At 68.6% G+C, this 18,745-nt stretch carries 8 protein-coding genes and 1 pseudogene; 8 read left to right on the forward strand and 1 reads right to left on the reverse strand.

Going from position 1 to position 18,745, the window contains the following annotated elements; translation table 11 throughout:
• Window positions 1-18 precede the first annotated feature (18 nt).
• Window positions 19-2,748, reverse strand: coding sequence for a non-ribosomal peptide synthetase (locus tag G539_RS25450; RefSeq protein WP_245576904.1), 2,730 nt, complete (start codon window positions 2,746-2,748; stop codon window positions 19-21).
• A 363-nt stretch (window positions 2,749-3,111) separates the two neighbouring features.
• Between G539_RS25450 and G539_RS25455 the strand changes: the two genes are divergently transcribed.
• The 8 genes and pseudogenes from G539_RS25455 to G539_RS25465 all read left to right on the forward strand — a co-directional run bounded on the left by G539_RS25455 (window position 3,112) and on the right by G539_RS25465 (window position 18,731).
• A complete protein-coding gene (locus G539_RS25455; protein ID WP_051231655.1) occupies window positions 3,112-4,329 on the forward strand; it encodes a glycosyltransferase family 4 protein in 1,218 nt (405 codons plus the stop codon).
• Entirely contained in the window at window positions 4,326-5,573 is a 1,248-nt protein-coding gene (locus G539_RS0118860) for a hypothetical protein (RefSeq protein WP_029076581.1), read from the forward strand. Before G539_RS25455 ends, G539_RS0118860 begins: the two co-directional genes overlap by 4 nt.
• 4 nt (window positions 5,574-5,577) lie before the next feature.
• The gene (asnB, locus tag G539_RS0118865) at window positions 5,578-7,575 is read left to right on the forward strand and encodes an asparagine synthase (glutamine-hydrolyzing) (RefSeq protein WP_029076582.1); all 1,998 of its coding nucleotides are present in this window, start codon (window positions 5,578-5,580) and stop codon (window positions 7,573-7,575) included.
• A 91-nt stretch (window positions 7,576-7,666) separates the two neighbouring features.
• Window positions 7,667-9,838: a GumC family protein gene (locus tag G539_RS27620; protein ID WP_245576921.1), complete on the forward strand. Its 2,172-nt coding sequence runs from the start codon at window positions 7,667-7,669 to the stop codon at window positions 9,836-9,838.
• A gap of 72 nt (window positions 9,839-9,910) precedes the next feature.
• Window positions 9,911-9,967, forward strand: a pseudogene (locus G539_RS27760) (hypothetical protein); the annotation flags it as partial.
• A 66-nt stretch (window positions 9,968-10,033) separates the two neighbouring features.
• The gene (locus G539_RS27625) at window positions 10,034-10,723 is read left to right on the forward strand and encodes a hypothetical protein (protein WP_342665070.1); all 690 of its coding nucleotides are present in this window, start codon (window positions 10,034-10,036) and stop codon (window positions 10,721-10,723) included.
• Complete coding sequence (locus G539_RS25460) at window positions 10,720-12,231, forward strand: lipopolysaccharide biosynthesis protein (protein WP_051231657.1); 1,512 nt, start codon at window positions 10,720-10,722, stop codon at window positions 12,229-12,231. The genes G539_RS27625 and G539_RS25460 overlap by 4 nt, the downstream gene beginning before the upstream one ends.
• A gap of 1,574 nt (window positions 12,232-13,805) precedes the next feature.
• Window positions 13,806-18,731: a DUF3320 domain-containing protein gene (locus G539_RS25465; RefSeq protein WP_342665075.1), complete on the forward strand. Its 4,926-nt coding sequence runs from the start codon at window positions 13,806-13,808 to the stop codon at window positions 18,729-18,731.
• The last annotated feature ends 14 nt before the right edge of the window (window positions 18,732-18,745 follow it).

The following is an 18,745-nucleotide window of genomic DNA, read 5'->3' on the forward strand; positions in this document are numbered from 1 at the left end:
GCCGGCGCGGCGGAACCGTCACCGCGGCCGAACCGGCGTCCCGCCCTCCGCCGCGACGAGCGCGCGCGCGATCAGGGGGCGATTATGCGCGAGATGGGGAGCGACCAACATGTCGAGGTGACCGCCGGCGATCGAGACCACCTCCAGGCTGTCGAAGAGTTTGCTCCAGCCGAGATCCGCAGCCAGGTGCTGGCGGTCGCAGCGGAACACGGTGGCCGCGATCGGCAGCGGCGTCCTTGGCAGCGAGAGCCAGCGCCAGAAGGCTTGCATCCGCAGGACATCCTCGAGCTCCAGCCGCAGCATGAAGCGCGCCTTGGCGAGCGGCTGCCAGGTCAATCGCTGGATGCAGCCGGCAAGCCAGGCCTCCCGCCCCCTGCGCACGCAGATCTTGGCGATGGCCCGGCACAACAGCCGATCCAGGGTCATCCGATGCGCCCGGATCCGTTGCGCCGTGCGGGCGACCGCCTCCCGGAAGTCATAGGCCACGGGCAGGATGTTGGTATCGAGAATGCCGAGGAACGGGATCGTCCGGCCGGCCGCGATGAGGCGCCTGGCGACTTCGAACGCAACGGCGCCCCCCAGCGAATAACCGATCAGCGCGACCTCTCCCTCGGGCTGCACGAGGCTGATCTGCTCGAACACCATGTCGGCCATGACGGAAATGGACTCGTGCCCGGCCAGGATGTCCACGAGATCGGGATAGCGCACGGCGACGACATGGGCGACGTCGCTCATTTCGACGCCGAAGGCGGCCAGGCTCGGGCCATAGCCGATCGACCCCGGCAGCATGAAGAGCGTCGGCTGCGGGCTGCCTTTGTCCGCCCCGGACGTTCGCCCCGCGCCCGTCCCGGAGACGGCGCGAACGACGTCGGAAAACCGCATGTCGACGGTGAAGGCGTCGAGGCTGAACTCGCGTCCGAACCGGGTTTCCAGCTCCATCGCGAGCTGAAGCAGCCGCAACGAGTCGCCGCCCAGCTCGTCCCATCGACCGCTCGTCTCGTCGCGCTTGAGGATCGCCCTCCAGACCTGCGCCACGACCGGCTCGATGCCGTCCATGTCGCCGGCCTCGTCCGCAACCTCGGCCGCAGACGGCTCCTGGCGGCGATCGGCCAGCCCGGCGTCGAGCGCGCGCAGCGCGGCGCCGTCGACCTTGCCGCCACGAAGCCGGGGCAGGCTCTCGACGCAATGCAGGCGCGCCGGCTGGAGCGCGGTCGGAAGCGACATGCGCACGAGATCGCGCAGGGCCTCGACCAGCCCGGGCCCGGCGCCGGCTTCGGGAACGACGAAGACGACGATCTGGTTGTCGTCCGTCACGATCGCGACGGCATCGCTGACATCGGGCGAGCGGCGCAGGACAAGCTCCAGCTCGGCCGGCTCGACCCGTCGCCCGTTGATCTTGATGAGGCGGCCCTTCCGGCCGACGATCCAGGTCAGGCCGCGCCCGTCGATCTTGACGAGGTCCCCCGTCGCGAGGATCCGCCGCGACGGCGTGCCGGGATCCGCCGGCAGCGGCACGACGCGGCCGTTCTCCCAGGTTCCAAGCGTCGTGTAGGCGCTGCGGATCAGCAACTCCCCCTCGCCCTCCGCGGCCAGGGCGTGGCCCTGCTCGTCGGCGACGACATACTCGAGGCCCGGAACCAGGTATCCGACGGGAACCGTCGCGCCCGCCTCCGGATGGCCCTTGGGCAGGAACCATTGCGTGCCGATCGCCTCGGTCGAGGAATAGCTGACCTGGACAAAGCAGCTATCCGGGACCGCCTCGCGAACGACATCGATGTCGGACCAGAGCACCTTCTCGCCGCCGATGCGGACGATCCGCAGCGACGCGAATGTGCCGGCCGGCGCTCCCCTTGCCAGCACGCGCAGCAGGGCCGGAACGACATAGGTGACCGTCACCCGCCGCGACTGCAGCAGCTGGCGGATCGAGCGCAGCCCGACGCTTTCGATATCCGCGAGATAGAGCGTCGCTCCCGACAGGATCGCCGTCATCATCTCGCGGCAGCCAGCGATGGTCGCCGGACCGGTGAGCGGCATGAAGATGTCGCTCGGACCGATATGGCAGGCGTTCACGGCCTGCTGGACGCGCAGAAGCAGGCCGCGCTGGCTGTTGGCGATACCCTTCGGCTCGCCGGTGCTGCCCGAGGTCGGCAGGACCAGCGCAGGCGCGTCGACGGAGCCGGGTCGCGGCTGGAACGCCCGATCCGGGCGTGTCGCCGGCGCCATGCAATGGGCGGGATCGATCCAGTGCCGGCCGGGGTCGGCCAATCCCGACGAGAGCTCGGCCTGGTCGCAGACGATCACGGAAAGCCGCGCCCGGGAGAGGACGTCGTTCAGGCGCTGGGTCGGATCGCGTGGATTGAACGACACCGCCGGACGGCCGGACGCCATCGCGGCCAGCATCGCGACCGGATACCAGACGCAATTGCCCAGCAGCAGCCCGACGGCCTCGCCCTCGGGAACGGCGGCCGCGATCAGCCAGGCCAGTTGCCGCACGGCGCCCAGCAGCTCCGAATAGCTCAGCTCGGTGAAGCCGTCGCTGACGGCCAGTTTGCTTCCGTGGCTCGCGGCGATCCGTTCCAGATGCTCGAAGGCCGGCACCTCGCAGAAGCTCTCCTCCAGCCTCGGAAAGGGGCGGTCGACGGGTCCGTTCAGATCGAGCGGGTATGCGGGCGGTGCCAGCCAGTCGGGAGCGGCATCGCCGCCCCGTCCGTTGCCGACAAGGTCCTGGATGCGAGTGTCCGCGATCACCCCCTCGTCGCGTGGAACCGAGGGTCTGTCGGACAGATCCGCCGAGCGCCCGCGAGACTCTGCATTGAACATGCACAACTCCAGCATTGGCCGAGGATGAGGTCGCAAGTTTCGTATCGGAGCGGGCTCCGGATCGCATCGTTTGAACGAATGACACGGCGGCCGCGCCACGGGCCGGAAGCGCCGGCGCGCCGGCCGACGCCCGGGCGGCGCGAACTTCATGCGAACGAACGAGGACAGCGAGCGCGCATCCTCCTAGCCTGATTTCGTAGACGCGGCGTGACGGACCGGAGCCGGCTCGACATCGCAACCGACCGCCTAGTTCCCCCGCCGGCCGCCGTCGAGGACAATCGGGAGGCTGGAATGCAACCGCATCTGGTCTGCGTGGGTGGCGAAGACCACGCCTTGCGGATTCCGTTCCTGCTCGCGCTTCGGGATCGGGGGGTCGAGATCACGGCGGTGTCGAGCGGCGATGGCGCCGCCTTCGCACGGCACGGACTGTCGCATCGCCGATATGCCTTCGATCGCTTCGGCAGCTTCGGCGGCGGCTGGAGCGCGATCCGCCAGCTGCGCGGCCTGATGCGGCAGCTGCGGCCCGATATCGTCCAGAGCTTCGACACCAAGCCCAACCTGCTGGTGCCGCTCGCCAGCCGCGGCACGGTCCCGCTGATCCGGACGATCAACGGTCTCGGCTGGGTGTTCTCGTCGACGGAGCCGCGCGCCCGCGCGCTGCGGCCGGTCTATTGCGGCCTGCAGCGGCTGGCGTCGCGATGGACGGCCTTGACGGTGTTCCAGAACCAGGACGATCAGGCCTTCTTCGACCGGCGCGGCCTGCTCGGCCCCGGCGGCATAGGCCGTCTGATCGTCAGTTCCGGCATAGATCCGGCCGCCTTCCGGACGGCACAGCGGAACGGCCCGTCGCCGGATGCGCTGCGCAACCAGCTGGGGCTCGGCACCGCCGAGATCGTCCTCTTCGTCGGCAGGCTGACGCGCCAGAAGGGCATCCCCACCCTGCTCGAGGCGATCCCGATGGTCCTGGCGCAACGGAAGCACGCCCGTTTCGTGCTGGTCGGTCCGCGCGACTCCGAGGGGCCCTTCGCCGTCGACCAGGCCTCGATCGATCGCCTGGCACCCCACGTGATCGCGCTGGGCCCGCGCTCGGACGTGCCGGCGCTGCTCGGCATGGCCGACGTCTTCGCCTTTCCGACCGAATATCGCGAGGGCGTTCCGCGCGTCCTGCTGGAGGCCGGCCTGGCGGGACTGCCGATCGTGGCGACCCGCATGCCCGGCTGCGGCGACATCGTCGAGGACGGCCATAACGGCTATCTGGTCAAGCCCCGCGATGCGGATGCGCTCGCCGGCCGGATCATCGACCTTCTCCGCGACCCGATCGGCGCCAAGACCATGGGCGCCCGCACCCGCGCCATGGTGCGCGAGCGCTTCGCCCTCGCCCATGTCGTCGAGCAATATTGCGATGCCTATGCGCGCATCCTCGGCGCAAGCGCGTCGGGGGAGGACGCCAAGGCCCGGATCCTCGCCGGGACCGGCCGGGTCCGCAGGCTGGACGTGCGCCGGCCATGACCCGCAACGCGCTCCTCGCCGCCGGTATCGTGATGTCCTACGCATCACAGCTCGAGCCTCCCGGCCTTCCGATCGGCTATGGCGAGCTTTTCCTGTTCCTGTGGATCCTGCTGTCGCTGGGGCGGATCCTGGCCGGCGGCCGCATTGTGGTCACGCCGGCGCTGGTCCGCTTCGCCTGGTTCTGGACGATCCTCGCCCTGTCGCTCGGGATCGGCACGATCGTCGGCTATTTCTCGGAAATCCTCTATTTCGCGGGTATCTGGCACGACACCCTGGCCTATGCGCTGCTGGCCTGCGTGACCTGCCTGGCCACCGCGGAACCGGATGCCGAACGGCGCCTGCGCCAATGCGCCTGGTGGGGGGTCGGCCTCGCCAACGCGACCCTCGCGATCCAGGCGGCGCTGGCGGCGGGCTGGATCCATCAGTCCGGCGTCGAGCCATGGTACTGGGACCGCTTTCGCGGCTGGTCGCTCAACCCGAACCAGATCGCGCTCTATTGCGCCGCCTTCGGCCCGCTCGCCCTGCATCTGGCGACAACGACCGACAAGCCCGTGGCCAGGCTGCTCGGATTCGCCGGCATGATCCTGCCCTTCTATGTCGGGCGGCTGACCAAGAGCGACACGTTCCTGTACACCTCGGTGCTGACCTGGATGATCTTCCTCGGGTTGCATCTGCGCAGCTGGCTTGCCGCCGGCCGGGGGATCGCCAGCGCCGGTCGCCAGATCGTCATGGTGCTGATCCTGGCCTCCCTTCCCCTCACCATGGCGCTCGCGCCCTTCGGGCTGGCGGAACTCGGCAACGCCGAAAGCTTCGCCAAGAGCCTGACCAAGGACAAGGGCGGCGACGCGACGGCGGAGACCGCGGAACTGCGCCTCTATCTCTGGGAGGAAGCCATTCGCCGCGGGCTCCGCTCCGCCTCGCTCGGACTGGGCCCCGGCGCGCATCTCGAACGCCCCAACATCGTTGGCAATGGCAGCCTGCCGCGCCCCTTCGAAGCCCATAGCACGCTGCTCGACCTCTACACCCAGGGCGGGATCCTGGCGGTCGGCGCGCTCGCCTGGATCGTCTTCACCGCCGCCTTTCTCGTCTGGCGGGCCAAGCTCGACGCCCTGCTGGTGCTGATCGTGTCGCTCGTCGTGTTCAGCCTCCCCCACCTGATCATCCGCCATCCGATCGTGTGGTTCTCGCTCGCGCTCTGCCTCGTCGCGGGAGCCCCCGCGACCGCTCCTGCCAGGGAAAGATGACGCCATGTGCGGAATTGCAGGCATCCTCCTGACGCCGACCGCCGCCGATACGAGCCCGTTGCGGGCCATCGGACGGATGGCGAAGGCGCTGCACCATCGCGGGCCGGACGGCGAGGGATTGTGGACGGATCGCGAGGCCGGCATCGCGCTCGGCCACAGGCGGCTGGCGATCGTCGACCTCTCCCATGCCGGGCACCAGCCGATGCTGTCCGCCAGCGGGCGCTTCGTCATCAGCTACAACGGAGAGATCTACAATTTCGGCGATCTGCGCCGGGAGCTGGAACGGGAAGGCCAGGCGTTCCGGGGCGGCAGCGATACCGAGGTCATGCTGGCGGCGATCGAGGGCTGGGGGCTCGAGCCGGCGCTCCGGCGCTTCGCCGGCATGTTCGCCTTCGCGCTGTGGGATCGCCAGGCCCGAACGCTGCATTTCGCCCGCGACCGCCTCGGCAAGAAGCCCCTCTACATTGCCCGCACCCGCGACGCCCTGATCTTCGCTTCGGAGCTGAAGGCGCTGCGCACCTGTCCGGATTTCCGCCCGGAACTCGATCTCGATGCCGCCTCGGCCATGCTGGCCAAGGGCTGGGTTCCGGATCACCAGTGCATCTGGCGGAGCGCCTTCAAGCTGGCCCCGGGCGCGCTGCTGTCCCTGCGAGCGGACCAGCTCGGCCCGGTTCCCGATGTCGATGTCCTGCGCGCGCGGGTCCGCTCCTGGTGGTCGCTCGACGACATCGCTGGCCGGGCGCGACGGAACCTGCTCGACGGCGACGACCAGGAACTGACGACCGAGCTCGAGACCCTGCTGCAGCGCGCCGTCCGCGAGCGCATGGTCGCCGACGTCCCCCTCGGCGCGTTCCTGTCAGGCGGGATCGACAGCGCGACCGTCGTCGCGCTGATGCAGGTCCAGTCGAGCAAGCCGGTGCGGACCTTCACCATCGCCTTCGGCGACGCGGGCTATGACGAGTCGTCCCAGGCGGCCGAGGTGGCGCGCCATCTTGGCACCGAACACACCGAGCTGCGCCTGCTGCCGGACGCCGCGCGCGAGGTCATCCCGGAACTGCCGCGCGTCTGGGACGAACCCTTCGCCGATGAATCCGAGATACCGACCCTGCTGGTCTCGCGCCTCGCCCGCCAGCATGTGACGGTGGCGCTCACCGGGGATGGCGGCGACGAGGGCTTTGCCGGCTATTCGCGCCATTTCCTCGGCGCCCGCCTGGCCGGCTGGCATGCGTGGGGCGGGCCGTTGCGCCGCACCTCGTCGGGATTGCTGGCGCTCCTCGCGCGCGGCATGCGCCAGGACCTCTTCACCCGCTTCCCGGCCCGCCTGCGCCGTGCCCTGCGACCCGACCAGCTGGACCGGTTGGCCCGCCTTCTCGCCGCCGAGGACCAGCCGGAACTGTACCGGCGACTGGTCGGCACCTCGGAGAACGGGCTGGTGCGCCATCCGTCCCGGCTGGCGGCCGAGGCCCCGCCGCTCGACGATCTGGTGTCGCGGCTCCTCCTCGACGACGCCACCGGCTATCTCCCCGGCGACATCCTCGTGAAGCTCGACCGCGCCAGCATGGCCAACAGCCTCGAGACGCGCTGCCCGCTGCTCGACCATCGCGTCATCGAGTTCGCCTGGCACCTTCCCACCCGCATGAAGGTGCGCAACGCCAGGGGCAAGTGGATCCTGCGCCAGCTGCTCGGCCGCCATCTGCCGCGACGGCTGATCGACCGGCCGAAGCATGGCTTCGACGTACCGGTCGGCGACTGGCTCAGGGGACCGCTGCGCGAATGGTCGTCCGACCTGCTGGCGGACCTGCGTCGCGAACCGGACGGCCTCGTCGATATCGGCTTCATCGATGTCGACCGCGTCGACGCCTGCTGGCGCGAGCATCTCGCCGGGCGGCGGGACCATTCGCGCGACCTCTGGTCGGTCCTCATGTTCCAGGCCTGGCGCCGCGAGCAGGCGGCGACGATCCAGGCCGATCGCTATCAGCCATTCGCGTTGGCAGGGGAATGAAATGGAAGGCTCCATCGTCCGCAACATTCACGCGCGGCCCGCGCCCCCGGCACTGACGACGGCCCGCGAGGCAGGCCGGCAGCTGCGACAGATGCCGGCCGACCCCGCCGAGCTGCCGACGCCGGGGCGAGAGGTCGCCATCACGCTGTTGCGAAAGAAGTGGCTGATCCTCGGCTTCGCCCTTCTCGGCGGCGCCCTTGCGGGCCTGTCCGCCCTCGCCCGCCCGCCGATCTATTCCGCCAGCACGCAGATCATCGTCGAATCGGCCGGCGGCGGGGCCACGGGGGCGACCCCGCAGGATGTGCTCGACTCCACGATGGACAGCCACCTGACGATGCTGACCTCCGATGCGCATCTGCGGCATGTCCTGGCCGCGCTTCGCGAGGGCGACGCGCAGCGAGCGGCGACAGCTGCCGAGGCAAGCCCTCCCTCCCCCGGCTTTTCCGGCCGACTGGCCGAGGCGCTTCGGGCGGCGCGGGCCTCGGCGGGCCACTTCCTGCGCGGGCTCCTGTCCGGCGGCGCGACATCCCCTCCCTCCCCGGAGGCAGCCGACACCGCGGCGCGCGCCGCCCTGAAGGCCAATCTGCGGGTCGGCCAGGAACTGCGCTCGCGGATCATCACGATCGGTTTCACCGATCCGAACCCGGAGCAGGCCGCCCGTGTCGCCAACCTGGTCGCCTCCGTCTATGTCGACAATCTGGCGCAGCACAATCGCGAGCTGAAGGAGCAGGCCCTCGCCGGGATCGAGGAAAGCCTGCCGGTTGCGCAGCGCCAGCTGGCGAACGCCGCCAGCCAGCTGGACGCCTATCGCCTCACCCAGGGAGCCGGCAGTCCGGCCGGCTCCGACACGACCGGCCAGGAAATCACCCTGCTCGGCCAGCAGATCGCCCTGCTCGAGGCCGATCTCGCCGAAACGACCCGGCGGATCGACAAGATCCAGGCCTTGCGCCAGGGCGGCGCGCCGGCCCAAGAACTGGCCGCCGCGATCGGCTCTCCCGCCCTCGACGACCTTGCCGCCCGCGGTGCCCCCGCCGCGGGATCCGGCGGCGCTGCCGCCGCGACGACCGACCCGGCCGCGAGACTGGCCGAGCAGGTCGACAAGGCGATCGCCCATCTGGACGAGCAGGGGAACATGGATCGCACGCAGCTGGCCTTGCTGCGGCAACGCCGCGACGCGCTCAATGCGACGGCCAACGATGTCGCCGACCGCCTGTCGGGCCTGCGGGCCCTGGAGCTGCAGGTCGAGGTCGCGTCCCGCCGCTACAATGATCTGCTGAGCCGCCAGCAGGAGCTGGTGCAGCAGATTGCCTCCGCCGCCCCCGGCGTCGCGGTCTGGTCCGAAGCCTGGCCGCCGACCCGGCCGACAACCCTGTCCTCCGCCTTCCTCATTCCGCCGGGAATGGTTGTGTTCGGCATCCTCGGCGCGCTGTTCGTCATCCTGCGGCACCGGTCCGATCCCGTCCTGCGCAGCGAGGCCGCGGTCGAGGCGGCGCTGAAGATCCCCTGCGTCGGGCTTCTCCCCAGGATCGCCCGGCCGCAGGCGCAGCGACTGAGCCGGATGCTGCTGGCGGAGCCACAGTCGATCTATACGCGCGCGCTCCGCTCGCTGCTGGTTTCGCTGGGGGCGCCGGATGCCGGCCTGCGCCTGCCCAACGTCCTGCTCATCACCTCGAGCAACCGCCAGGAGGGCAAGACCACGCTGGCCTGGAGCATCGCCCTGGCCGCGGCGCGGCTCGGCGAGACCGTGCTGTTTCTCGATCTCGACATGCGGGACGGCCCGTTGACACGCGAGTTCCGGGACGCCTTCAGCCGCACGACGAGCCAGGCGACCCTCGCCGAGGCGCTGCAGGGAACCTGCCCTCTGGCCGACGCGATCGAGGAAATGCCGGACATCGGCATCCACTTCATACCGTCTCCCGGCGCCGGCTGCGATCTGCTTCCCCTGATGACATCGCCGGACGCCGCGTCGCGGCTGGAGCCGCTGCGCGAGGCCTACGCCCTCGTGGTCATCGATGGCCCGTCGGCGTCGGAAGGCCCGGAGGCGAGGCTTGCGACAGCCTGGGCCGACGCGGTGCTCTTCGCCGTGCGCTGGGGCACGACGGAGCCGAACCTGGCCCGCGAGGCACTAGCGAGCCTCGGCGCCGGGCCGTTTGACGATCGCGCCCTGCCGATCGCCAGCGTGCTGACCCAGGTCAACCTGAAACAGCATGCCGGCTTCCGGTTCGGCGACAGCGGCGACCTCCTGCTTGCCGGCCAGCGATGAGGAGCAGACCGACCAAATCCGCCTCCACCCGAGGCGTTCCGGAGCGCGCCAGCCAAGCGGATGCGAACTGCCATGATCATTGAGCTCTTCGGCCCTCCCGGATCCGGCAAGACGACCTTCGCGCAGGAGCTCGCGCGCCACCTGCGCGAGAGCGGCTACAGGGTCCGGGTCATGCGAAGCTATCCGCGCCGGACGGTGCAGCACGGCTTCGACCGCTATGGCATCCTCTATTTCGTCTATCGGATCTGCGCCGCCTTCGCGCATACCACCTACGCGGTCGCGGCCTCTCCGATCGCTCAAAGCGAGATCAAGATCTCCGGCGACCTGGTGAAGATCATGCCGCCGTCGCAGATGATCTGGCGGATACGGCTCTGGCAATACATCATCAAGCTGTCCAGACGCTGGAACGCCGCCAGGATGTCCGAGGACATCGTCATCTTCGACCAGGGCTTCGTGCAGGCGATCGTCTCCCTGGCGATCTTCAACGGCGCCGCCGACGACGCGCTGCTCTCGGCGGCGCTCGACCTCGCGCCGCAGGCCGACTTCGCCATCCGCCTGCTGGCGCCGCGCGACCTCATCGAAACGCGCCTGCTGACACGGATGCAATACGAGTCGAAGGCGGAGCGCCTGCTTGAAGTCGAAGTATCCACGAACATGGCTTCGTTCGGCATATTCGACGACGTCAACCGAGTCATAGAAAACAAGAAGCGGACAATCTTTCCGATCCAGCCGGTCGATCATGAAACGACGCAAGAATGCCTCCAGATGATCAAGAAGATGATCTCCGAAATTCTGGATGGATCGAAGACCAAGCGCTCGAAAGATCCGGAACTCGGGCCGGGCGGAATGGATGCCAGCACGCTTCTGGATGGGAGCAGCCGATGACTGCCTATGCGCAAGAAAGCCGGGCCCGGCCGCGGAAGATCGCCCGGAGCCTCGGTCCCGAGTCTCCGGATGCGGCCAGGCGAACGGAGGGCGATGGCGCTGGCCGAGCGGCGCGTCCGCGGAAGGAGACCGGGCGCAGCCTGGCCTATGGCAGCCTCTTCGCCCTGCTGATCTATATCTGCGGCGCCGGCCTCACCAGCCTCGCGCAATTGCTGATCGCGCGGCTGGTCGGCACCTCGAGCTACGGCATCTACGCCTACACCATGGCCTGGGCCACGGTGCTCGCCTATCTGTCGACGCTCGGGTTCAACGTGTCGCTGCTGCGCTTCGTGCCGGCCTACAACGCCGTCGGCCGGATGGACCTGGCCCGCGGCGTGATCCGTTTCGCCCTGCGGCGCGCCATGATCGCCGCCACGCTTTGCGCCGGCATCGGCGCCGCCCTGATCGTGACCGTCTCGGATCATCTCGGCGCGGAACTACGGACCAGCCTGCTCCTTGGCATGGCGGCCGTGCCGCTGATCACGGCCTACTCCCTCGGCGCGACGCTGGTGCGCGCCTTTGGCGGCGTGATCTCGGCGCTGCTGCCGGAGCGCATCGTCCGGGACGGGCTTCTGCTGATCATCCTGGCGGGAGCGGGACTGGCCGGCTCCTGGGCCCTGGATGCCCCGGTGGTGATGATGGCGGCGGTGACGAGCTCGGCCGTCACCGCGGGGCTGGCCTTCACGACGGCGATCCGGCTCTGCCCCGCCAGCCTGCGCGGCGTGACGGCGAGCTACGCGCCCGGCGAATGGTGGGCGGCCGCCCCGCCGATCATGCTCATCACCGGGCTCGACGTCTTCATCAACCGGACCGGGGTCATGCTCCTGGGCTGGACGGGGGATGTGCGCAATGCCGGCATCTTCGCCGTCGGCCTGAACGTCGCCATGCTGGTGGCCCTGTCGCGGGTCGCGATCAGCATCATGTTCGCGCCGAGCGTGGCGGACCTCCATGCCCGCAACGACATGGAAGGGCTGCGGCGCCAGTTCGCGCGCGCCACGCTGTTGTGCTTCGGCGGCGCGGTCACCCTCGCCGTGCCGCTCCTGCTCGCGATCGAACCGTTCCTGCGCTGGTTCGGCGAGGATTTCGTCGCTGCGGCGCCGATCACGCGCATCCTCATCCTGGGCTATGTCTTCGCGGCCGCCTGGGGGCCGCAGCAGAACCTGCTGACCATGACCGGACGCGAATGGGCGGCCGCGACGACCATGATCGCGGGCGCGGTCACCAATGTGCTCGGCGGCCTCATCGGCGTGATGCTGTACGGGCCGATCGGCGCGGCCATCGGCATCACCTTCGCCCTGGTGGTCTGGCACTCCTCCATGGCGGTCTACATCTTCCGGCGGCTGAACATGCTGCCGGGCCTCGCCTTGGCGGCGCTCGCCCTCAAGCGCCAGATCCTGGACCGGCGCGGCGCGGCATCCCCGACGCCGCGGGTCGCGACGGACCCGGCCGGAAGCGGCCGGGCCCGATAGCCCCCGTCATCGGCGCTCTCCAACCGATCCGTCGGTCTCGCCATGAGCCGGACGCCAGCCAGGTGGAGCGGGTCGGAGGCGGCCCGCCGCCGCTCGCGCCGCCGCCGACGCCCGCTGGCCCTGGCGCCGCTCCTCGCCAATCTCCGGAATTGGCCTGCGGTTGCCGGCACGGCACGTCGACCCCGGGTTGAGCTCGACATGCCGGGGATCGATACGGCACCGCGGCACTCAGCAGCGAGATCCATCCCCCCAACCGGGCGATGGATCTCGGATACCGGGCTTGCAGCGTGCTCTCCTAACCGGCGGAGCAGCATGAGCGAAACGCACGCAACCACGCGGACCCGGCCACCGGTCGGAGGCGGCTTCCAGCGGGCCGGAATCGACGCGATTGGCCTGATACATGGGCCGACAGGGCATTGAGCCGCAAGAGCGCCCTAACCTCTGCGACCATGGATACACTCAGAGCGAATAGCGAGCTGCGACTACAACCCATCCACGACAGCTTGGACTGATTACGATAGTCTGACGAAAACGAACGCTGGGGGGACGAGGTGACTGAGCAGCTTTTGAATATTCGTGCGTTCACCGCCGGACATCTGAGCGTCGCCTTCCATCAGAACGCCATTCCGGCCATCAGCGAGATCGTCATCGAGAACACCTCAGAGATCGACGCAACCGATCTCCTCATCGAGGTCGTCAGCGAGCCGGCCTTCGCTCGCCCCCTGGCCATTCGCATCGAACGGATCGCCGCCGGCAACATCCACCATGTGAGGACGCCGGATCTTCCGCTCGACGCCGGGTTCCTGCGCGGGCTTAAGGAAGGTGTTCGCGGATCGCTCTCGTTCCGGCTTGCCGCGAGCGGCGAACCGGTCGCGACCGAGATCGTCGAATTCCAGCTCCTGCCGCCGGCGCAGTGGGGCGGCGTCGGCGCAACGCCGGAACTTCTCGCCGCCTTCGTGCGGCCGAACGACCCCGCAATCGACGCGGTCCTGCGCGACGCGGCGACCCGCCTGGCGGAAGCGGGGAAATCCAGCGCCATCGACGGCTACACCAGCGGGCGCAAGGAGCGGGTCTGGGAACTCGCCTCCGCGATCTGGTCGGCGCTCGCCGCGCGCGGGATCGCCTATGTCCTCCCGCCTGCGAGCTTCGAGCGGACAGGCCAGAAGGTCCGCGGGCCGAGCGATATCCTCGAACGCCGCGTCGGGACCTGTCTGGACACGACGCTGCTTTACGCCGCTTGCTTGGAGCAGGCCGGCCTGCATCCGCTTGTCGTTCTGACGGCAGGACACGCCTTTGTCGGCCTGTGGCTCAAGAACGAGGGCTTCCCGACGGCGGTGGTCGATGACGTGCAATCGCTTCGCAAGCGTCGCGATCTCGAGGACATGCTCTTCGTCGAGACCACGCTGCTGACGCAGACACCGGCCGCGCGCTTCGCGCATGCGATCGAAAAAGGCAACCGACAGGTCGACGAGGATGCGAGCGCACCGCTCGAACTCGCCATCGACATCCAACGCAGCCGGACGCGTGGCATTCGCCCGCTTGAACTCGGCGAGGCGAGCGGGACGACACGGCCCATGACCGACGTCCCTGCTGCCGAAATCGCCCTGGAGGAAGCGCCTGCCTTCGTGCAGGAGATCGTGGTTCGCGAGGAAGAGGATCCGACCGTCGACCGGCTCGAGCGCTGGAAGCGGAAGCTCCTGGACCTGACGCTGCGCAACAAGCTGCTCAACTTCAAGGACACCCGGAAAGCGATCACGCTCGATTGCCCGGCGCCGGCGACCCTCGAGGACATGCTGGCCGGCGGCGAGCGGTTCAAGCTGCTCGGTCGCGCCGACGTGCTGACGGGGGCCGACCAGCGCGACGCCGGCCTCTTCGAGGCGCAACGCCAGGATGACGGGCGCAGGTCCTTCCTGCTCCAGGCGCTCTCGCAGCGAGAGCTGCATACGGATCTCACCGACAAGGAGCTCGACGCCAGACTGACCGATCTCTACCGCCTGACGCGGACGGCCTTCGAAGAGGGCGGCTCGAACATCCTCTTCCTGGCCTTCGGCTTCCTCAAATGGTCCGCCAAGGAGGGATCTCCTCCGTGTCGCGCGCCGCTAGTCCTGATCCCGGCCTCGCTGCAGCGGTCGAGCGTTCGAGCCGGCTTCCGGCTGGCGCTGCATGACGAGGAGCCGCGCTTCAACCCGACGCTCCTGCAGCTGCTGCGGCAGGATTTCAGCCTGCGGATGCCCGAACTCGAAAAGGAGCTGCCGATCGACGAGAACGGTCTCGACATCGACCGGATCCTGCAGATCGTGCGCACCCATGTGCGGGATCTTCCCGGCTGGGAAGTGACGGCGGAAGTCATGCTGTCGACGTTCTCCTTCACCAAATTCCTGATGTGGAAGGACCTTGTCGACCGGACGGAGCTTCTGAAGCGCAACCCGGTCGTCCGCCACCTGATCGACACGCCGAAGCACAGCTACAGCGATCCCGCCTCCTTCCCCGAGGCGCATGACATCGACAGGGATCATCATCCGGTCGATGTGTTCGCGCCGCTCTCGGCGGATTCATCCCAGCTCGCGGCGGTTCTGGCCGCCGCTTCTGGCAAGGATTTCGTCCTGTTCGGACCGCCGGGAACGGGCAAGAGCCAGACCATCGCCAACATGATCTCGCAATGCCTTGCGCTCGGAAAGACAGTGCTCTTCGTCTCGCAGAAAACAGCGGCACTCGAGGTCGTGCAGCGGCGGCTGAAGGCGATCGGGCTCGGCGAATACTGCCTGGAGGTTCATTCGACCAAGGCGCAGAAGGCACAGGTTCTCGGCCAGCTCAAGACGGCGTGGCATGAGCGGGCCGCGCCAGATGCCTCGCAGTGGCAGGAGGCGACGGCGGAGCTCGGCCGGCTGCGGGACGAGCTCAATGCCCTGGTAGCGGCACTGCATAACCGACGATCGAACGGCATGACCGCCTATCAAGGCTTCAGCCAGGTGATCGGAACACGCGACCTCGTCGAGGATATCGTGCTCGATTGGGGCTCGCAGGAGCACACCCCTGCCGAGCGCGAAGCACTTGCCGAAATCGTGCGCAAGCTTCGCACCGACATGGGAGCGATCGGCAATCCCGCCCAGCATCCACTGCGCGGACTCGAAGTCGTTTCCTGGACCCCGGCCTGGCGGACGCGCATTCTGGATGCAGGCAAGCAATACACCGTTGCCGCCAACGCCTTTGAGGGCCTTGCGGAACGCTTCGGAGAAACTGTCGGTCTGGCGGTGCCTCCCGACGTAGCCTCGCTCGATGCTCTGGAAGCGCTCGGGGCGGTGTTGACTGATCCGAATGCGCCGCTGGGTTCGCGCCTGCTCGCTCCAGAGGGAGACTTGCTCGCCTCCGCTCTCACCACGATCGAAGTCCTGCAACAGCAGGCGCGCGCCCCGACACAGCGGCTCCAGAGCGACTATGCGCCATCGATCTTCGGCGAAGACTTGACGGCGCTTCGCGCGGAATGGACGGAGGCCAGTGCCTCGAACTTCCTGGTTCGCGGCAGCCGGCAACGCAAGGTTCGCGACAAACTGCAAGCCTTCGCCAGCAAGCAGGTCGGCGAGGATGTGGCGCGTGAGCTGATCGCCCTGATCGAGCTTCGCGACATCGTCGAGAAAGTGAACGAGGCTTCGGAGCCGCTGCGCGCCGTCGGACTGAAGGCGAATGGCCTGGACGTCGAGCTGGAAGGCCTTCGCGCGGCCCTCGCCTGGTCCGAACGCGCACGCTCCGCCGCGGCCCGGATCGCCGGCCCGCTCGCGCTACAACCGAGCGACATCATCGGCCACGTCATCATGCTGCTGCGCGACTATCGCGACCTGCTGGCGGCAGGCGGCCAGGCGCATTCCGCCTATCAAGCCTTTGCCGCCGGTCTTCGCGAGCTCGCGACGACCGAGGCCGAGCTTGCCGGCCTCGCGGCGCGCGAGACGCTCACGGAGCGAGGCGACGCGTGGCCGGGCGATGGCCCGCGAATGGTTCAGCGCTGGATGGCCAACCTCAACCGGATCCAGGACTGGTGCCACTGGAACGCGACCGCCGAAAGCGCCAGGCAGAGCGGGCTGCGGCCGATCGTCGACGCCGTCCTCGCCGGACAAGTCGCGCCAGACGCGATCGAGACGGCATTCCGGGGCGCCTATGCGCGCTGGTGGATCGACGAGATCGTCACCAACGATCCCGTGCTGCGGTCTTTCTCGGTCACTCGCCAGGAGGATGCCATCGCACGCTTCCGCGCGGCCGACGAGCGCGTGTCGGAGCTCGCGAAGCTAATCGTTCGCGCGCGGCTGAAGGGCGACATCCCGCCACCCACGGCCTTCGGCGCCGATCCCGAGTGGGGGACGCTGGCGCGCGAACTCACCAAACGAGCGCGCCATCAGCCGCTCCGGCAGCTCTTCGGCACGATTCCCACCGTGCTGACGCGGCTGACGCCTTGTGTGATGATGAGCCCGCTCTCGATCGCGCAATACCTGCCGGCGGACAGCCGGCCCTTCGACGTCGTCATCTTCGACGAGGCGTCGCAGATTCCGGTATGGGACGCGATCGGCGCGATCGCGCGCGGCAATCAGGTGGTCATTGTCGGCGACCCCGAGCAATTGCCGCCGACCAGCGTCGGCGAGCGTGGCATCGATGAGATCGAGGACGGCACTGACGTCGCCGACCAGGAAAGCATCCTCGACGAATGCCTGGCCTCCAACATTCCGCCGCGCCGACTGACCTGGCACTACCGCAGTCGGCATGAGAGCCTGATCGCCTTCTCCAACCAGGAATATTATCGCGGCCAGCTGATCACCTCCCCGTCCGCCGTCACCGAGGACACGGCGGTGCGCTATGTCCATGTGCCGAACGGCGTCTACGAGCGGGGCGCGGGCCGGGTGAACCGCGAGGAGGCCCGCGCGGTCGTCGCCGACATCGTGCGGCGGCTGAGCGAGCCAGATTTCGAGCGCGATCGTTCCTCACTCGGCATCGTGACCTTCAATGGCGAGCAGCAGCGACTGATCGAGAACCTCCTCGATGCGGAGCGTCGCAACCGGCCCGAGCTTGAGCCGTTCTTCGATCCGAAGCGCTGGCACGAGCCCGTTTTCGTCAAGAATCTGGAGAATGTCCAAGGCGACGAGCGTGACGTCATCCTCTTCTCCGTGGCGGTCGCGCCCGATGCGAGCGGACGCGCGGTCGCGACCATCAGTTCGCTGAACAAGGAGGGCGGCCATCGCCGCCTCAACGTGGCGATCACTCGAGCCCGCAGGGAAATGGTCGTGTTCGCGACGCTGCATCCCGACCAGATCGACCTCTCCCGCACCGCCGCGCGCGGCGTGCGTGATTTCAAGCACTTCCTGGAGTTCGCCCAGCGCGGGACGCGTGCGCTGGCCGAAGCCTTCGCCTTGACGGGAGGCGGGACGGAATCGCCCTTCGAAGATGCGGTGAAGACGGCGCTCGAAAGCCGCGGCTGGATCGTCCACACGCAGATTGGCGTGTCGGGGTTCCGCATCGATCTCGGCATCGTCGATCCCGATGCGCAGGGGAGCTATCTGGCCGGGGTCGAATGCGACGGGGCGACCTACCATCGTTCGGCCACGGCGCGCGACCGCGATCGTTTGCGCGAGAACGTGCTGATCCAGCTCGGCTGGCGGATCCGGCGGGTCTGGAGCCCGGATTGGTGGATGAACGCCCCCGCCGCCTTCGAACGGCTGCACGACCAGCTTTTGTCCGATCTCGAGGCCTCGCGAGCGGAACGGGAAGCGCGCGAGGCGGCCGCCCGAACGGCCCCCGAGCCGACGATCGAAGCGGCATCCATCGACACGGCCGAGGCAGGCGTTCAACCGTTCGACACGGCTGCGGATGCGCCACCGGACATCGAAGTGCAGGAGGAGCCGGCGGACTTCGACCAACCCGGCCTTCCGCCACCGCACATTCCCTCTCCATCGGTCGGCACCTATGCGGCGCCGCCATCCCTACCCGACCGGACACCGCCGGCAGCACCGGCCGGATACCGTCAGACCGACCTCCGCGAGGCCGGCTTCGAGCCGGACGGCGAGCGGTTCTACGATCCCGCGCATCAGTCGACGATCCGGGCAATGGTGAAGCACGTTCTGAGTGAAGAGGCGCCGATCTACGCGGATCTCCTCGTCCAGCGCATCGCCCGCGCGCACGGCTTTTCCCGCGCCGCCAACCGAATCCGCGAGACGGTGCTTGCCGCCGCAGGCTCGAGCTATCCCAGAACGACGGACGACGAGCGCCTATTGCTTTGGCACCACGACCAGGATGCAACGGCGATCTTCGCCTTCCGTGGTCTCGCCGAGGCGCGCGACCATTCCGACATTCCAATCGTCGAGCTTGCCAGCCTGGCGCAGCTCTATCTCGCGGAAGGCGCCGATCGCGAGGAGGCCGTGCGACGGATGGCGCAAGAGCTAGACCTCGGCCGGCTTCGTGCCACCACGCGAGAGCGCCTGGAACGAGCGGTAGACCAAGCGGTGAAGGCGGCGTCTAATTGACGACGATGTCAGAC

The sequence above is a fragment of the Kaistia adipata DSM 17808 genome (assembly GCF_000423225.1).
Lineage (GTDB): Bacteria > Pseudomonadota > Alphaproteobacteria > Rhizobiales > Kaistiaceae > Kaistia > Kaistia adipata.

Bases quoted from the DNA above. Each gene is read 5' to 3' on its own strand.
- G539_RS25455 (WP_051231655.1), top strand. From the start codon at position 3,112: ATGCAACCGCATCTGGTCTGCGTGGGTGGCGAAGACCACGCCTTGCGG.
- G539_RS0118860 (WP_029076581.1), top strand. From the start codon at position 4,326: ATGACCCGCAACGCGCTCCTCGCCGCCGGTATCGTGATGTCCTACGCA.
- asnB (WP_029076582.1), top strand. From the start codon at position 5,578: ATGTGCGGAATTGCAGGCATCCTCCTGACGCCGACCGCCGCCGATACG.
- G539_RS27620 (WP_245576921.1), top strand. From the start codon at position 7,667: ATGCCGGCCGACCCCGCCGAGCTGCCGACGCCGGGGCGAGAGGTCGCC.
- G539_RS25460 (WP_051231657.1), top strand. From the start codon at position 10,720: ATGACTGCCTATGCGCAAGAAAGCCGGGCCCGGCCGCGGAAGATCGCC.
- G539_RS25465 (WP_342665075.1), top strand. From the start codon at position 13,806: ATGACCGACGTCCCTGCTGCCGAAATCGCCCTGGAGGAAGCGCCTGCC.